Origin of the sequence: Caballeronia catudaia, assembly GCF_001544755.2 — a bacterium.
GTDB classification, from domain to species: domain Bacteria; phylum Pseudomonadota; class Gammaproteobacteria; order Burkholderiales; family Burkholderiaceae; genus Caballeronia; species Caballeronia catudaia.
The window spans coordinates 80,153-95,290 of record NZ_FCOF02000018.1; the positions used below are offsets into that span (position 1 = coordinate 80,153).

The window sequence follows — 15,138 nt, forward strand, 5'->3', positions numbered from 1 at the left end:
AAATTGACAGCGTTCTTGCGCGCGGCGGATACTTTCCCGCGCACTTCGAGCGCATCCGTCAGCCGTTTTCCCGTTCCGGGAGGCGCCGTGAAGCCAGCCACGACACATCGCACGGTCATTGCGCGCGCCATGCCGCGCGCGAGCGCGCTCGTCGGCGACATCACCGCGGGCACCGTCTCCACGCTCGTCATGCTCTGCTACGCGATGAGTCTCGGCACGCTCATCTTCAGCGCCGATCTCGCGCGCTATGCGGAGCTCGGCGTGCCGACCGCGCTCGTGAGCTGCATCGTCACGGCGTTCGTCATCGCGCTGACGAGCTCGATGCGCATGAACATCGGCGGGCCGGACAGCAACGCGACGGCGTTTCTCGTCGGCGTCGCGGCGGGCGTCGCGAGCAGCGTGCGCGCGAACGGCGGCACGCCCACGGTCATTCTGCTGACGGTGCTGGTCGCCATCGCCTTGTGCTCGCTCGTGACCGGGCTGATTCTCTTCGCGATCGGTTCATCGAAACGCAGCCGCTCGCTGCAATTTCTGCCCTATCCGGTGATGGGCGGCTTTCTCGCTGGCACCGGCTATCTGCTGATCGCGGGCGCGTTTCGCGTGCTGACGGGCGTCGCGCTCGACTGGCATACGCTGCCGCGGCTCGTGCATCTGCACTGGCTCGCGTGGGCGCCCGCGCTCTTCGTCGGCGCGCTCGCGACGATCCTCGCGCGCACGTGGCGCCATTCGGCCGCGTTGCCGATCACGCTCGCCATCGGCATTGCGCTCTTCTATGCGCTCTTGCGCGTCGCCGGTATCTCGCCCGACGACGCGCGCGACATGGGCCTCCTGCTTCAGCATGTGCCGATGCACGCGCTGCACATTCCGGAGCTGCATCTGCCGTCATCGCTCGCGCATGGCGAGATCGACTGGCGCGCGATCGTCGCGCACATGCCCGAGACGCTCATCGTCACGTCGGTGTCGGCGATCACGATCATCATGAACTCGACGGCGCTGGGCGCGGCGACCGGCCAGGACATCGACCTGAATCGCGAGATGCGCGCCGCGGGCCTCGCGAATATCGCGAGCGGGCTCTTTGGCGGCATGGTCGGCTATCAGTCGTACAACCGCTCGATGCTCAACGCGCGCGCCGGCGCGACGAGCCGCGCGGCGGGCGTGTTCGCGGCGCTCGCGTGCCTGTTCGTGCTGATCGCCTCGCCCGATCTCGTGTCGCTGTTTCCCGTGCCCGTGCTCGTCGGCATGCAGATCTACATGGGCCTGCGCCTCATGATGGACTGGCTCGTCGGCGCGTGTCGCAAGCTCGCGTGGCACGAGTATGTGCTCGTGCCGCTGATTCTCGCGGTCATCGCGTTCTATGGCGTGATCGCGGGTGTGGTCGCGGGCGTGGTCGCGGCGTGCGTCACGTTCGCCCTGCTGTATGGCCGCGCCGGTTGCGTGCGCATGGAGTTCGACGGCCGCACGCGCACGTCGAACGTGGAGCGCAGCATCGAGGAGACGCGCTTCCTGATTGATCGCGGCGACGAGATCTGCGGCGTCTGCCTGCAAGGGTTCCTCTTTTTCGGTTCGGCAAGCTCGATGCTGCAGCGCATCCGCGAGCGCATCCGCTCGCATGGCCCGCGTCCGGTGCGCTATGTCGTGCTCGATTTCGCGTGGACCAACGGTATGGACGCGTCCGTGTCGCTCGCGTTCGTGAAGCTGCGTCAGGCGTGCGCGGCGATCGGCGCCGAACTCGTGCTGACCGCGCTGCCGCGCAACTCGCGCGCGCGGCTCATGCGCACGGGCGCGCTTGCGCTCGGCATCCACGAGTTCGAGACGCTCGACGCCGGACTCGAATGGATCGAGGCGCGGCAGCTCGCCGCGTTGGCGCGCGCGTCCGAGCCGTGCGTGCCATCCGGCGATTTCCGCGCGATGCTCGCGCCGCATTTCACGGCGCGCGCGCTCGAAGGCCTCGCCAACTGGCTCGATGTCTGCGATGTCGGCGCGGGCGAGGCGCTCTTTCGGCGCGGCGATGCGGGCGATGCGCTCTATATCGTCGAGGAAGGGCGCGTGACCGTGTCGCTGCCGCTCGCGGACGGCCGCTCGGTGCGGCTGCGCTCGTTCGGTCCTGGCACGATCATCGGCGAGATGGCGGTCTACACTCATGCGCCGCGCAGCGCGGATGTCGTCGCCGACGAGCCCGCGCGCTTGCGCCGCCTTACGCTCGCCGCCTTGCGCAAGCTCGAACTCGAGGACCCGTTGACCGCGCAGGAGTGGCATCGCTTCGTCGTGAAGATGATGGCCTCGCGCCTCGCCGTCGCCGACGAAGCGTTGCGCGCGGCGTCGTGAGCACGCATCGCACCGACGAGCGTCATGCCATTTCATGCGATGAATGTGCGCGCCCGCGCATGCTTGCGCGCGAACAGGTATGCGGTCTGCTGTTGGCGCACGCAGCCGCACACCATCGAGGCCATGACCATGATCCACACTCTTCGCGCGATGCTCGCGATGACGCTCGCCATCGTCATGAGCGGCGCGCTGGCGCAGAGCGCATCGCAGTCGATTGCAATGCTCGATTGCACGCTCATCGACGACAACGCCGCCTACAACGACGCCGAGGTCGATCGCATCCAGTCGGAGCGCCTGAGGATGGTGAGCGGCGCATTGCGCGACGATGTGCGCGAGCGCGCGCTCTTTCGCGTCGCTGACAACGCGAAGGCGGGCGACCTGATCGCGTCGCTGCAACGCACGCAGGACATGAGCACGTGCAACGGCTGCGAGCTGCGCGTGGCGAAGCAGCTCGACGCGTCGCGCGTCGGCGTGTGCTGGGTGCAGAAGATCAGCAATCTCATTCTCAACATGAACCTGCGCGTCGAAGATGCGGCCACGGGCGCGACCCTCTTTCAGCGCTCGGTCGATATTCGCGGCAATACCGATCTGTCGTGGCGGCGCGGCGCGAAGGCGCTCGTCGATCTGCTCGCGAGCGATCCGAACGCGACGCACTGAATGCGTGGCGCATCCATCGCATGAATTCGGGAATTTCTCCCGGGCGATGCCGTTGCCAGCGCGCGGCCGATTGGGCTAAGTTGGACTTGCAGGCACGCGCGCGGTGCGATGCGCCGCGCGCGTGCGTCCACACCAACTCGAATAAGCCACACGAAACCGCTGGAGACGACCATGCAAGTCAGATTCAAGGCGGCGCGCATCGCCTGCGCCTCGTTCATCGCGCCATCGCTCGCACTTGCCGCCGCATGCGCCGCGAGCGGCGCGCACGCCGCCGCGCCGACCGCCTACGTGACGACCGAGAATGCGGGTGTCGGCGTCATCGATCTGGAGAACCTCTCGCTCTCGAAGACCTGGGACGTCGGCAAGGACGGCCCGCGCGGCCTGTCGCTGAACAAGGACGGCACGCGGCTCTATGTCGCCAACAAGGGGACGAGCGATCTGTCGGAGATCGACACGTCGACGGGCAAGGCGGTGCGGCGCGTGAAGATCGGCAAGAATCCGGAGTTCGTGCGCGTGTTCGGCAACTATGCCTACGTGACATACGAACCGGGAGAAAGCGGCGGCCCGCCGAAGCCCGGCGAACCCGGGAAGGACGATGACGGCGCGAGCTCGCCGCCCGCCGAGATCGCCATCGTCGACTTGAAGACGTTGAAGGTCACGCACACGGTCAAGAGCGGGCACGAGACCGAGGGCGTCGAGTTTTCGCCGGACGGCAAGCTCATGCTCGTGACCAACGAAGGCGACGACACGGTGTCGGTGTATCGCGTCGGCACGGGCAAGCCGGTGCGCACGGTGAAGCTCGCGAAGGGCTCGCGTCCGCGCGGCATCAAGGTATCGCCGAACGGCAAGCAATACGTGGTGACGCTGGAGAATGCGAACAAGTTCGTCGTGCTCGATGGCGGCAGTCTGAAGACCGTGAAGACGGTCGATACCAAGACCGGTCCGTATGGCGTCTCGTTCGATCCTTCGGGCAAGCGGCTTCTCGTGGCCGCATCGCGCGACAAGACGCTGCAGGTGTTCGACGGCGCCACGTACGAACACATGCAGGATGTGCCCGTCGGACAGCGCTGCTGGCACTTCAGCTTCACGCCGGACGGCTCGAAGCTGCTGCTCGCGTGCGGACGCTCGAACGCGGTCTATGTGCTCGACGGATCGGACTATAAAGAGATCAAGCAGATCGGCGACTTGCCGCTCGCGTGGGGCATCGTGACGTATCCGGCGAGTGCGGGGTCGATCGAGGGGCGTTGATTGCGCGCTGCCGCGTTGCGGATGAAGATGGCCGCCTCGTGCGGCCATTTCGCTTTGTGCGGCGCGTTGTTGCGCAAAGCGCGATGGGGCGTGTTGTGCGCCGGCTGATAGTATCGGCGCTGACGCACCTTGTTTCACAACTCGCATCCACGGCGCGCGCATAATCGGCGGCCCGACTCGCTCACGCCCCGACCGAAACATGCCGAAGATATCCGTAGTCGTCCCGACATTCAACGCGCAAAAGCACCTCGTCGAAACCTTGCAGTCGCTGCTGCATCAAGACGCGGACTTCGAGATTCTCGTTCTCGACGACGCCAGCACCGACTCGACGCTCGATCTCGCGCGCAGCCTGAACGATCCGCGCATCCGCATCTTTCCGCTCGAACACAATCAGGGGCGCCCGGCCAACGCGAACCGGGGCTTCGACTTGTGCCGCGGTGAATACATCGCGCGTATCGACCATGACGACATCGCGGAGCCGGGCCGTCTGAGCAAGCAGGCCGCGTTTCTCGATGCGCATCCGGATATCACGGTCGTCGGCACGCAGATCCGGCATTTCGACGAAGACGATACCTTGAGCGATTTCCCGCTGGACGACGCGACCATCAAGGCGCGCTTCGTGGTTGCTTGCGCTTACATCGCCAATCCGAGCACGATGTTTCGCCGCGAGTTCATCCAGCGGCACGGCATTCGCTACGATTCCAATCTCGATATCGTCGACGATCTCGGCTTCTGGTTCGATTGCATGTTGCGCGGCGCGCGATTCGCGAATCTGGCGGAAGCGCTCACCCGCTACCGGATTCATGAAGGCATGACGTCGTGGAATCTTGATGGCACCGCGTTGAACCAAGCCAAGATTCGCTTGTATGCGCGCATCCTGCCGGCATTCTACCCGCGCCTGACGGGGCATGACGTCGTCAACTTGCGCACGCTTTACGCGCATCCAATCCCGACCGACCTGCACGTGAACGACGTTATCGCGCTGCATCGTTCCGTGGGCGTCGCCATATCGGAGATCGATCTGCGATATGGCGCGAACCCGGCGCAGCTCGAAGGCGGACTTCTCGGCTTGCTCAGTCTGGCAATGACGCGGCACGATGAAGTGCAACCGCGCAGCGATGAGGACAAGCATCACTGCAACGCTGCAATATGGGAGGGAATCAATGCCCGCGGCATCCCGTGGAAGTCTTATCAGACGTAGACCGCCTTACTTCCACGCATACCGCATCCCCACCCACACGCCGCGCGGCGAGCCCACGCCGAGAAACTGCTCGTTGACCGTCGCGCCGTTGTTGAACGTGTGATTCGGCCCGTCGAAGAAGTTCTGGCCGAGAATCGCGAAGTTCGCATAGCGCTTGTTCAGCAGGTTCTTCACCGTCGCATAGACCTGCAACTGCTTGGTCACGTTGTAGGTCGTGTCGAGATCGATGATGAAATAGCCCGCCACGCTCCCGTTCACGTCCTGATTGTTCTCGTCGCCGCGCGCGAAGATATTGCTGCGGTACGTGACATTCGTGCCGATGTTCCAGCTCGAAATCGGGTTGTAGTCGAGGCGCACTTTCACGGTGTTGGCCGGAATGCCCGGAATGCGATCGCCCGAATGCACGGTGATGTTGCCGTTGTCGTCAGCGCTCGAATTGCTCGCGCTGCTTTCGATCCAGGTCGAGCGATACGTGGCGTTCACATAGCTATAACTCGCCGCGACGCCGACCGGTCCCCATTGCGTGCGGCCCGCGAGCTCGAAGCCTTGCCGCCGCGTCTTGCCGACGTTCTGGAAATAGCCGAGATTGCTTCCCGCTCCCTGGGCGCTGACGAACTGGATGTCGTCGGTGAGCGTCGTGCTGTAGGCCGCCGCACTCCACGTCGTATGGCTGCCGATGCGGCCGCGCGCGCCGATTTCGAAGGTCTTCGAGATGACAGGCTTCAGATCCGGATCGGCGATGAAATCGTTGGGCAGCGAGCAGGGCGCGGCCGGGTCCGCGCACGCGAGCTCGATGGCGGTCGGCGAGCGCATGCCTTCGTTATACGTGGCGTAAGCGGTGAAGGAAGGCGTCGGATTCCAGTTGAAGCCGATCGCCGGATTGAAGCGCGAAAACGTGTGATTGCCGTCGAGCTGCGGCTGCGCGCCGCTTTCATCGCCGATAACTGCCTTCGCCCAGTTATAGCGGCCGGCGAGCGTCATCGACCATTGTTCGTTGAAGGAGAACGTGTTCTCGAAGTAGACGCCCAGATTCTGGTTGCGTGTCTTCGCGTCCGTCGTCGGCGCGAACGGGCCCGTGCCGACGGTCGCACGATTTTCTTCGAATTCCGCCGGCTGCGATGCCTGCGTGAAGTGCGAGTTCGCGAAGTCGCCCGACGCGCCGATGACCAGCTGATTGTCCTTGCCGAACAGCTTGTTGAGCAGCGTGAGCTGAAGGCTCGCGCCATAGCTGTCGGTCACGATCACCGACTGATCGTTGAAGGCCTGCGCGAGTTCGTCGGCATCGTCGCCATCCGGATCGAAATGATCGTTGACGTTCGAGCTCACGTTCTTGTTGCGATAGTGCCGGTAATACACGTTGCCGCTCAACTGCACATTCGGCGTGATGTAATGCTCCGCGTTGATCGTGATATAGCCGACCTGGTTTTCGTTGGTGTCGGGGAACGTATAGGCCTGCCTGAAGTTATCCATGAACGAGCGCGGAATCGTCTGCGATCCGTTCAGCGTGTTGTCGGCGCCGCCCATCGAGACGGAGAGGGTCGTGTCGGCGTCGGTGTAGCGAATCTTGCCGAATGCCTGTCGCAGCTTGCTCGAATTGTGATCGGCCCAGCCGTTGTCGTTCAGGATGTTCGCGGTGAAGTAGTAATCGAGGTGATCGCCTATCACGCCGCCTTGCTCGATCTGAGCGGACTTGCGTCCCCACGAGCCGAAGCTCAGGTCCACGTTGCCGCCGGGATTGCTGCGGCCGTTCCTGGTCTGCACCACGACCGCGCCGCCGAGTGTGTTGAGGCCGAAGGTCGGATTCGAGCCGGGAATGATCTGCATCGTCTGGATCGCGGCCTGCGGAATCAGATCCCAGTTGACGACATCGCCGAAAGGTTCGTTGATGCGCACGCCGTCCATGAACACCGACAAGCCTTGCGGCGTGCCGAGCAGCGGCGAAGCCGTGAAGCCGCGATAGTTGATGTCGGTCTGCCACGGGTTGCCTTGCGCGTCGTTCGTATCGACGCTGACGACGTTCTTCTCCAGATAGTTCGTAATGGTCGGCGTATGCTGCGCTTCGATATCCGCGCCCTTGATCGTCTGCACGTTGGCGGGCACTTTTTCGAGCGGCGTGCCGACGCCCACGAGCGGCGTGGTCCCGACGACGATGATCGAAGGCAGCTCGGTGTTCGGCGGCGGATCAGCACTGTCGGCGGGCGGCGTCTGCGCCCAGGCGGCCACGGTAATGCCCGCGACCGCGCTGCCGAACACGAGCCGCAGCCCTGCTCGGGGTTTGAACGGATGCGCGTGCGCGCGCGTGCGCGGCATGCTCTTCATCATCGTCTCCTCTTCTATTTTTGATCACGCGAAAGGACTATTTCTTTCAATGAAAGCGTCGCATAAGAACGGGCGCGTGGACCGGGAGCTTTTCCCGATCGCGCAGGGAAGCGTTCCCAATCGCGTTTCGGCTACTGCTCCGCGCGATGACGCCGTGCGTAGAATGCATTCCGTGATGCCGACCGAATCCTTGCCCTCTCTCGCGAAAGAGTCGAACGACGCAGAGCGCCGCGCGCCTGTGTGGCGCGATCTCGCGTGCGTGCTCGGCGCGACGATCGTGGCCGGCGCGCTCTTCGCGCGATTCGATTTCAGCGAGCTGGCGTATCGCTGGACGCGCAGCGCCGAGCGCTTTCAGCTCGACGAATTGCCGCCGACGCTCGTCGTGCTCGCGCTCGGTCTCGCGTGGTTCGCGTGGCGGCGTTATCGCGAGGCGCAATCGGAAGTGCAGAGGCGTCGTGCGCTCGAAGAGGAAGCCGAGCATCTGCTGGCCGAGAACCGGCGTCTCGCGAATCAGGCGCTCGCCGCGCAGGAAACCGAGCGCCGCCATCTCGCGCGCGAACTGCACGACGAGCTCGGCCAATACCTCAACGCCATGTCGCTCGATGCGGGCCGGATCCGCGATCTGTCGGCGGGACGCGAGGCGGAGATCCATCGGCTGTCGCTTGCGCTGATGCAAAGCGCGACGCATGTGTATCGAGAGATCGGCGGGATGATTCGCAAGCTGCGTCCCATCGGGCTCGATGAATTCGGCCTGCCGACCGCGCTGGAGCACTGCGTCGATGGCTGGCGCGAGCGCTTGCCGGATGCGACGTTCACGCTGGCCGTCGACGGCGATTTCGACAATCTCAGCGATACGCTCAACATCACGTTGTACCGGCTTGTTCAGGAAGGGTTGACGAACGTGTCGAAGTTCGCGCGGACATCGCGTGTCGAGATCTATCTGGCCCGTGCGCCGGAAGAAATCGTCGTGACGGTGGCCGATGATGGTCCTGGCGTCGATCTCGCGAAGCCGCGCAAAGGGCTTGGATTGATCGGCATGCGCGAGCGCGTCGAAGCGCTCGGCGGCGAGTTTCACATCGCGAGCGAAGTGGGTTCGGGCTTTCTGTTTTGCGCGCGCGTGCCGGCTCAGGCGGGGCTGCCGTTGCCGACTTCGGGCCCAAACGAAGCCGCCGCCGACGAAGCGAAATCGGCGAAATGAAGCCCTAAGCGATTCGCGATCTGCGCGAGTTGCACGCCGTTGTCCGCGCCGAACTTCTGACGGATTACGGATTGATGATTCGCCACGGTCTTCTGACTCAAGCCCAGCTTCTCCGCGATGCTCGGCAGCGTATACCCCTGCACCAGCAGCCGCAGCACTTCGAACTCGCGCGCCGATAACTGGCGTCCTTCCTGAATGCTCGCGCGCAACGCGAGCGCCTGCGATACGTCCGGACTCAGATACGAAATGCGCCGCGCGACGGAGCGCACCGCTTCGACGAGCACATCGGGCGCGCTCGCCTTCGTGACATAGCCGCGCGCGCCGGCATCGAGCGCGCGTCGCACGAAGATCGCTTCCTCGTGCACGCTGAAGATCAGCACGTGTGCATGCGGTTCGCGCGCGAGCATGCGCCGCATCGCCTCGATGCCGCTCGCGCCGGGCAACGCGAGATCCATCACGACGACATCCGGCTGCAACGCGCAAAACTTCTGGTAAGCCTCGGCCGCATTCGCCGCTTCCCCCGCAACGTTCACATCGGGGCTCAGTTCGAGCAGACGCTTGTAGCCCTCACGCACGACGGCGTGATCGTCCACGAGCAGCACGGAGATGTCGGCAATCATGGCGTGTCTTCTCCTTCTTCTGAACCATTATCGCGATCGAGCGCCGCGATGCGTTTCGAGTTCGCATCGTTGCGGAAGAGGATGGGCTGTTCCTGCGGCTCCTGTCTCGCCGATGCCGCACGCACCACTTCGATCACGCGCTCGTGATGCGCAGACTTGTCGCACACGGGGTCCGCGTTCGCTGGATCTTGCGTCAGCAAATACGCCTGACAGCGGCAGCCGCCCATGTCGATGGCTTTCTCATCGCAACTGCGGCACGGCTCCTTCATCCAGCCGAAGCCGCGAAAGCGATTGAACGCATCGCTCTCGTACCAGATGTCCCTCAGCGGCATGTCGGTGACGTTCGGAAACGTGAGGCCCGGCAGCGAGCGCGCGGTATGACAGGGCAACGCGGCGCCATCGGGCGCGATGCCGAGAAACACCGAGCCCCAGCCGTTCATGCAGCGCTTCGGCCTGCGTTCGTAGTAATCGGGCACGACGAAGAAAATCTTGCACCTGTCGCCGATTTCCTTGCGATACCGCTCGACCACGGCTTCGGCTTCGTCGAGTTGTTCTTTCGTCGGCATGAGCTGCGCGCGGTTCGCGTGCGCCCAGCCGTAATACTGCGTGTTCGCGAGCTCGAGATATTCCGCGCCCATCGCGAGCGCCATGTCGATGATGCGTCCGATATGCGGCAGGTTATAACGATGCAGCACGCAGTTGAGCACCATCGGAAAGTCGTGCGCCTTGATGAGATTCGCGACGCGCTTCTTGTAGTCGAAGGTCTTCGTGCTCGACAGAAAATCGTTGAGCTCTTGCGACGAGTCCTGAAACGAGAGCTGAATGTGATCGAGGCCCGCGTCCTGCAACGCGGCGATGCGCTTCTCCGTCAAGCCGATGCCCGACGTGATGAGGTTCGTATAGAAGCCGAGCTTGCGCGCTTCGCCGACGAGCGTTTCGAGATCGTCGCGCAAGAGCGGCTCGCCGCCGGAGAAGCCGAGTTGCGCCGCGCCCAGCGCGCGAGCCTGACGCAATACATCGAGCCATTGATCGGTATCGAGCTCGCGCGTGTGATCGGTGTAGTTCACCGGGTTGTAGCAGAACACGCAATGCAGCGGACAGCGATACGTCAGTTCCGCGAGCAGCCACAGCGGCGGCGCGATCGGCGCGTCTTCCTGCTCCGGTTTCGCGATGGGTTCGGACAAGTCGGTCATGACACTACTCCAGCCAGCCCCGCGCACGCGCGCCGGCGATGAACGCCCGCACGTCGTCGCCGAGGCCGCTTGCATTGAACGCCGCTTCCAGGTCCGCGACGAGCGCGGGGATATCGCGCGTGCCGTCGCATCGCAGAAGAATCTGCGCGGCGCTCTGATTGAGCTTCACCATGCCTTCGGGATACAGCAGCACGTGCGCGTCCTGCGCCGGCTCCCATTGCAGGCGAAAGAGGCGTTTGAGTTTCGGATGCAACGAATCGTCGGGCGCCTCGACGGCTTCCTGCTTTCGTTGAGTCGGAGGGTTATCGCTCATTGCGGGAACGCCTTTTCGATCGAATCGAGCATGGTCCAGAGGATATCCAGCTTGAATTGCAGAATGTCGAGCGCGCGCTGTTGCTCCTGACGCGTCGTGAAATGCGCGAGCGTCACTTCGAGGCCATGCTCGACATCGCGCTGTGCAAGCGACACGCGCGAGCGGAAGTAGTTGAGTCCGTCAGGCTCGATCCACTTGTAATGCTCGGGCCACGTCGCGAGACGATCCTTGTGAATCTGCGGCGCGAACATTTCCGTCAGCGACGAGCACACGGATTCTTGCCACGGCGCGCGTCGCGCGAAGTTCACATAGGCATCGACGGCGAAGCGCACGCCCGGCGTCACGAGTTTCAGCGACCATAGATCGTCGCGCGAGAGGCCGACCGCATCGCCGAGACGCGCCCATGCTTCGATGCCGCCAGGCTGATCGTCATAACCATCGTGATCGAGAATGCGCAGCACCCAGCGGCGGCGCGTTTCACGATCGGGGCAATTCGACATCACCGCCGCATCCTTCAGCGGAATGTTGATCTGATAGTAGAAGCGGTTCGCGACCCAGCCGCGTATCTGTTCCTTCGTGCAGCCGCCGCCATTCATCTTCACGTTGAACGGATGATGAATGTGATACGCCGTGCCTTTCGCGCGCAATTGCGCCTCGAATTCATCGCGCGTCCACGCGGGGCCGTCGTCGCTCGCTTTCGTGAAGATCGGGCCTGTGGTGGGGTTCAGCATCGGTGCGAACATCGAACGCATCTCCAAGGTATAGGTCATAGCTCGAACGTCATGCCGTCGTGCGCGACTTCGATGCCGTGCTCCGACAACGCGCGCCTTTCGGGTCCATCTTCGATAAGGATCGGATTCGTGTTGTTGATATGAATGAGCACCTTGCGCACGCCATCGCGATCAATCGAATCCAGTACTTCGATCATCCCGCCCGCGCCGCTTTGCGCGAGATGGCCCATGTCCTTGCCGGTCTTTTTCGTGAGGCCGAGACGGATCATTTCATCGTCGGTCCACACCGTGCCATCGACGAGCAACAGGTCCGCTTCGCGCATCGCATCGAGCACGCGCGGCTCCAGCGCGCCGAGGCCCGGCGCATAGAACGCGCGCTTGCCCGTCGCGGTATTCGTGAACATGAGACCGATGTTGTCGCCCGTTTCCGGCGCATCGCGATGCGGCGAATAAGGCGGCGCCTTGCTCGACAAGGGCAATGCGTCGATCTTCACGCGCGGCAGCTCGGGCACGGAGAACGCGGCGCCATCGAGCGCGATGCGTCTGTGCTCCACGCCGCAGTAATGCGACAGGATCGACGTGATCGGAAAGCCCGTCGAGAGGTCTTGCCACACGGCTTCGGTCGTATAGATCGGCAGGGGCGCGCCGCGCTCGCGCAGCATCAGAAGACCGGTGACGTGATCGATTTGCGCATCCATCGTGACGACAGCGGCAATGCCCGTGTCGCGCACCTTGCGCGCGGGCTGCAATCCCGGGTTCGCGGCGATCTGCGCAAGAATGTCCGGCGATGCGTTGACGAGCAGCCAGTCCTCGCCGTTATCGGTAATAGCAATGGACGATTGCGTGCGCGGGCGCGCCGCGATCGTGCCGCGCCGCACGCCGTCGCAATTGCGGCAGTTGCAGTTCCATTGCGGGAAGCCGCCGCCCGCCGATGAACCGAGCACGCGAATTTTCAAGGCCACATCCTCCGCAAGAGACCGTCGCGATCGATCAGTTGATGCTTCATCGCGCCGAGAAAGTGAATGATGACGAGCGCGGCCATGATCCACGCGATCGTCTCGTGAATGCCGAACAAGATGCCGCGCAAATGCTTGTCGTCCCAGCCCCATTGCGGCAGCGTGAGGCCCCAGACTTTCGTGCCGAACTTGTTGAACGACGAGCCGAGATAACCGGTGAGCGGCATCCCCACCATCCCTACGTATAAAAGAGCCTGCGTAATGCTCGCGGCGGCGCGTTGCCACGTCGGCATCGGCGGCAGAGGCGGACGGCCATAAGCCAGGCGTACCAGGATGCGCATCAGCACAAGCAGGAAAACGGTGATTCCAAGCGATTTATGGAAGTTGATGAGGTCCGACTTGAACGGCAGCCCGCGCGGCAGTGCGACCATATAGAAGCCGATGCACAGCATCGCGATGATCGCAATCGCGATCAGCCAGTGCAGCGCGATCATCGGGCCTGCATAGCGCTCGCTCGAGGCATTCGGTCTGCCGTCGCGCGACGTCGCGGGTGTCTGCGCGGTGCTCATCGCATCTTTCCTGTATGAAGCAAACAGTCCATTGTTCCTCTCCGGGCTATGAATTGGCGATCAGCAATTCCCCGCGTCCGTCCACGGCGAGGTCGCCGGCGTAGCGTCGCGGCACTATCTTGCCCGCGAGTTGGGAAAAGGGCGCGATCTCCTTTGCAAGCATGCGCGTGAAGAGCAGCCAGAACGTGTCGAAGCCGTGGCCGCCTTCGGTGAAGGTCGGCGGAAGGCGAGATGGCGGGCTCGTCAGAAACACCGTGCCGCGACGCATACCGTATCCCAAGTGTGCGCCCACTTTGCCGCCGATGCAGACCGTGCCCGCGACGAGCCGCGACGCGGTGAAATCGCCCGCATCGCCCGCGAGGAGGACCGTGCCGCGCCGCATGCGGTCCGCGAGCCGCGCGCCTGCGTTACCGTGGATCGTGAGCGTGCCGCCCGTCATGCCTTCCATGTCGCCGGGCAGCGCGCCTGCCGCGAAATCGCCCGCATTGCCGTGAATCGTGAGCCGCCCGCCCTGCATCTCGCACGCGGCGTATGCTCCGGCATCGCCATGAATGCGCAACTCGCCGCCGAGCATCTTTATGCCCGCATGATCGCCCGCGTGGCCGTGCACCGTTAGCGTGCCTTCGGTCATGTTCGCGCCGATGCGATCGAGCCATCGCGCATCGCCTTCGATCGTGAGCGAAGGCGCATCGCTTTGCGTCCACGCGATGTCGAAACAATCGCCCAGCGCGCACGTTTCGCCCGCGCCTTGCAGCACGATGCGCGGTATGTCGTGCGGTGCAGTCGACGCGAGCACCGCAGGCAGTAAATTCGACGCATCGACGCGAAAGCCTGGCGCATTTTTTACGCGCAATTCGAAAGCGTTCATGCGCGGCTCCCGTCGATATCCTTCGACAACTCGTGCAGCCTGAAGTGATAGGGCCCCAGCTTGCCGCCGTAATTGCCGGCTGAAATGCGCAGCACGCCGCCCGCGCGCCCGATCTTCGTTGCGGCCGCGATGCCCGCCGTCATCGCGCCGCCGACGTCGGAATCGGTGAGGCCGTCGATCACGATTTCGAGCACGCACGCGATATCCGGCGTCAGTTCGCTTTTCTTCGACAAACCGACGAGCGTCGGGCAAAACGCATCGTTCGTGGATGCCGTCGCCCCCGCGTATTTCGAGCCGATTTTCGAGCCCGAGCGCACGACGCCGCCCGGAAAGGGCGTGATGACGTTCGGCAGGCGGTGCATCGCGGCGACGGCGGATTCGGCGGCGTCCAGCGCGCTGTCGATATCGCGTGCGAGAAAGAGCAGATTGCCGCCGCCGACCGCTTTCACCGTCGCGGTGAATTCCTCGCAGACAAACTCGCCGTCCATCACGGGCACGCGCCAGTAACGCGTGCCGTCCAGCACTTTCGATATTTGATAGCCGTCGCCGAAAAAGCGCAGGCCCGCGCCGAGCGGTGCGTTATCGGAGAGCGGCGCGCGCGTGTCCGCCGGATCGATGCCGCCGTACACCGCCGTGGTCGGACACGTCAGCACGCATTGCCCGACGCGCCGCGCGATCTGCTTCGCCAGTTCCTTCGACGATATCGCGAAGATCAGCACGGATACGCCCGGCCTTCCGTCGGGCGTTTCATCGCCGGACAGGTCGCGTTCGACGCCCGCTTCGCAGCCGCAATCGATGACGGACGTGGCGAAGCCCGTGAGCGAATTCGCGGCGTGGCGAGCCCATGTCGGCGAATGCGCGGTGATGACGAGGCGCGTCGCCTTCATTGGGAAGGCTTCGGCGAAGGTGCCGTCGATCTGCGTGCCGTTGATGACCATGC

The 15,138-nt window shown here is 63.8% G+C and carries 14 protein-coding genes; 5 read left to right on the plus strand and 9 right to left on the minus strand.

Going from position 1 to position 15,138, the window contains the following annotated elements; translation table 11 throughout:
* Positions 1 to 129: 129 nt before the first annotated feature.
* The 4 genes from AWB75_RS20035 (at position 130) to AWB75_RS20050 (ending at position 5,431) form a co-directional block, all read left to right on the plus strand.
* Entirely contained in the window at positions 130 to 2,325 is a 2,196-nt protein-coding gene (locus tag AWB75_RS20035) for a SulP family inorganic anion transporter (RefSeq protein WP_061125826.1), read from the plus strand.
* Positions 2,326 to 2,454: 129 nt separating this feature from the next.
* A complete protein-coding gene (locus AWB75_RS20040) occupies positions 2,455 to 2,982 on the plus strand; it encodes a DUF3280 domain-containing protein (RefSeq protein ID WP_235012166.1) in 528 nt (175 codons plus the stop codon).
* Between the two features lie 171 nt (positions 2,983 to 3,153).
* Positions 3,154 to 4,230 (plus strand): beta-propeller fold lactonase family protein, encoded by a 1,077-nt coding sequence (locus AWB75_RS20045; RefSeq protein ID WP_061125827.1) that lies wholly within the window; start codon positions 3,154 to 3,156, stop codon positions 4,228 to 4,230.
* Positions 4,231 to 4,429: 199 nt separating this feature from the next.
* Positions 4,430 to 5,431, plus strand: coding sequence for a glycosyltransferase family 2 protein (locus AWB75_RS20050; protein ID WP_061125828.1), 1,002 nt, complete (start codon positions 4,430 to 4,432; stop codon positions 5,429 to 5,431).
* 6 nt (positions 5,432 to 5,437) lie between these two features.
* On the opposite strand, the gene AWB75_RS20055 is transcribed toward AWB75_RS20050, so the two are convergent.
* Positions 5,438 to 7,753, minus strand: a complete 2,316-nt coding sequence (locus AWB75_RS20055; protein WP_407642154.1) for a TonB-dependent receptor — start codon at positions 7,751 to 7,753, stop codon at positions 5,438 to 5,440.
* 172 nt (positions 7,754 to 7,925) lie between these two features.
* Here AWB75_RS20055 and AWB75_RS20060 point away from each other — a divergent pair, with 172 nt between their 5' ends.
* Positions 7,926 to 8,948, plus strand: a complete 1,023-nt coding sequence (locus AWB75_RS20060; protein ID WP_061125875.1) for an ATP-binding protein — start codon at positions 7,926 to 7,928, stop codon at positions 8,946 to 8,948.
* On the opposite strand, the gene AWB75_RS20065 is transcribed toward AWB75_RS20060, so the two are convergent.
* From AWB75_RS20065 to fhcD, 8 genes are read right to left on the minus strand one after another with little or no spacing between them, the layout of a single operon-like run.
* Positions 8,876 to 9,568, minus strand: coding sequence for a response regulator (locus AWB75_RS20065; protein WP_061125829.1), 693 nt, complete (start codon positions 9,566 to 9,568; stop codon positions 8,876 to 8,878). The genes AWB75_RS20060 and AWB75_RS20065 overlap by 73 nt on opposite strands.
* Complete coding sequence (gene pqqE / locus AWB75_RS20070) at positions 9,565 to 10,761, minus strand: pyrroloquinoline quinone biosynthesis protein PqqE (RefSeq protein ID WP_061125830.1); 1,197 nt, start codon at positions 10,759 to 10,761, stop codon at positions 9,565 to 9,567. The genes AWB75_RS20065 and pqqE overlap by 4 nt, the downstream gene beginning before the upstream one ends.
* A gap of 4 nt (positions 10,762 to 10,765) precedes the next feature.
* Positions 10,766 to 11,074 carry a pyrroloquinoline quinone biosynthesis peptide chaperone PqqD gene (gene pqqD / locus AWB75_RS20075; RefSeq protein WP_235012167.1) on the minus strand — a complete coding sequence of 103 codons (309 nt, stop codon included), beginning with the start codon at positions 11,072 to 11,074 and terminating at the stop codon, positions 10,766 to 10,768.
* The gene (gene pqqC, locus AWB75_RS20080; protein ID WP_061125876.1) at positions 11,071 to 11,817 is read right to left on the minus strand and encodes a pyrroloquinoline-quinone synthase PqqC; all 747 of its coding nucleotides are present in this window, start codon (positions 11,815 to 11,817) and stop codon (positions 11,071 to 11,073) included. Before pqqC ends, pqqD begins: the two co-directional genes overlap by 4 nt.
* A 23-nt stretch (positions 11,818 to 11,840) precedes the next feature.
* On the minus strand, positions 11,841 to 12,761 hold the full coding sequence (gene pqqB, locus AWB75_RS20085) for a pyrroloquinoline quinone biosynthesis protein PqqB (protein ID WP_061125877.1): 921 nt from the start codon (positions 12,759 to 12,761) through the stop codon (positions 11,841 to 11,843).
* On the minus strand, positions 12,758 to 13,330 hold the full coding sequence (locus tag AWB75_RS20090) for a cytochrome b (protein ID WP_061125831.1): 573 nt from the start codon (positions 13,328 to 13,330) through the stop codon (positions 12,758 to 12,760). Before AWB75_RS20090 ends, pqqB begins: the two co-directional genes overlap by 4 nt.
* A 46-nt stretch (positions 13,331 to 13,376) precedes the next feature.
* Complete coding sequence (locus AWB75_RS20095) at positions 13,377 to 14,198, minus strand: formylmethanofuran dehydrogenase subunit C (protein WP_061125832.1); 822 nt, start codon at positions 14,196 to 14,198, stop codon at positions 13,377 to 13,379.
* Positions 14,195 to 15,136, minus strand: coding sequence for a formylmethanofuran--tetrahydromethanopterin N-formyltransferase (gene fhcD / locus AWB75_RS20100; protein ID WP_061125833.1), 942 nt, complete (start codon positions 15,134 to 15,136; stop codon positions 14,195 to 14,197). The genes AWB75_RS20095 and fhcD overlap by 4 nt, the downstream gene beginning before the upstream one ends.
* Positions 15,137 to 15,138: the final 2 nt, after the last annotated feature.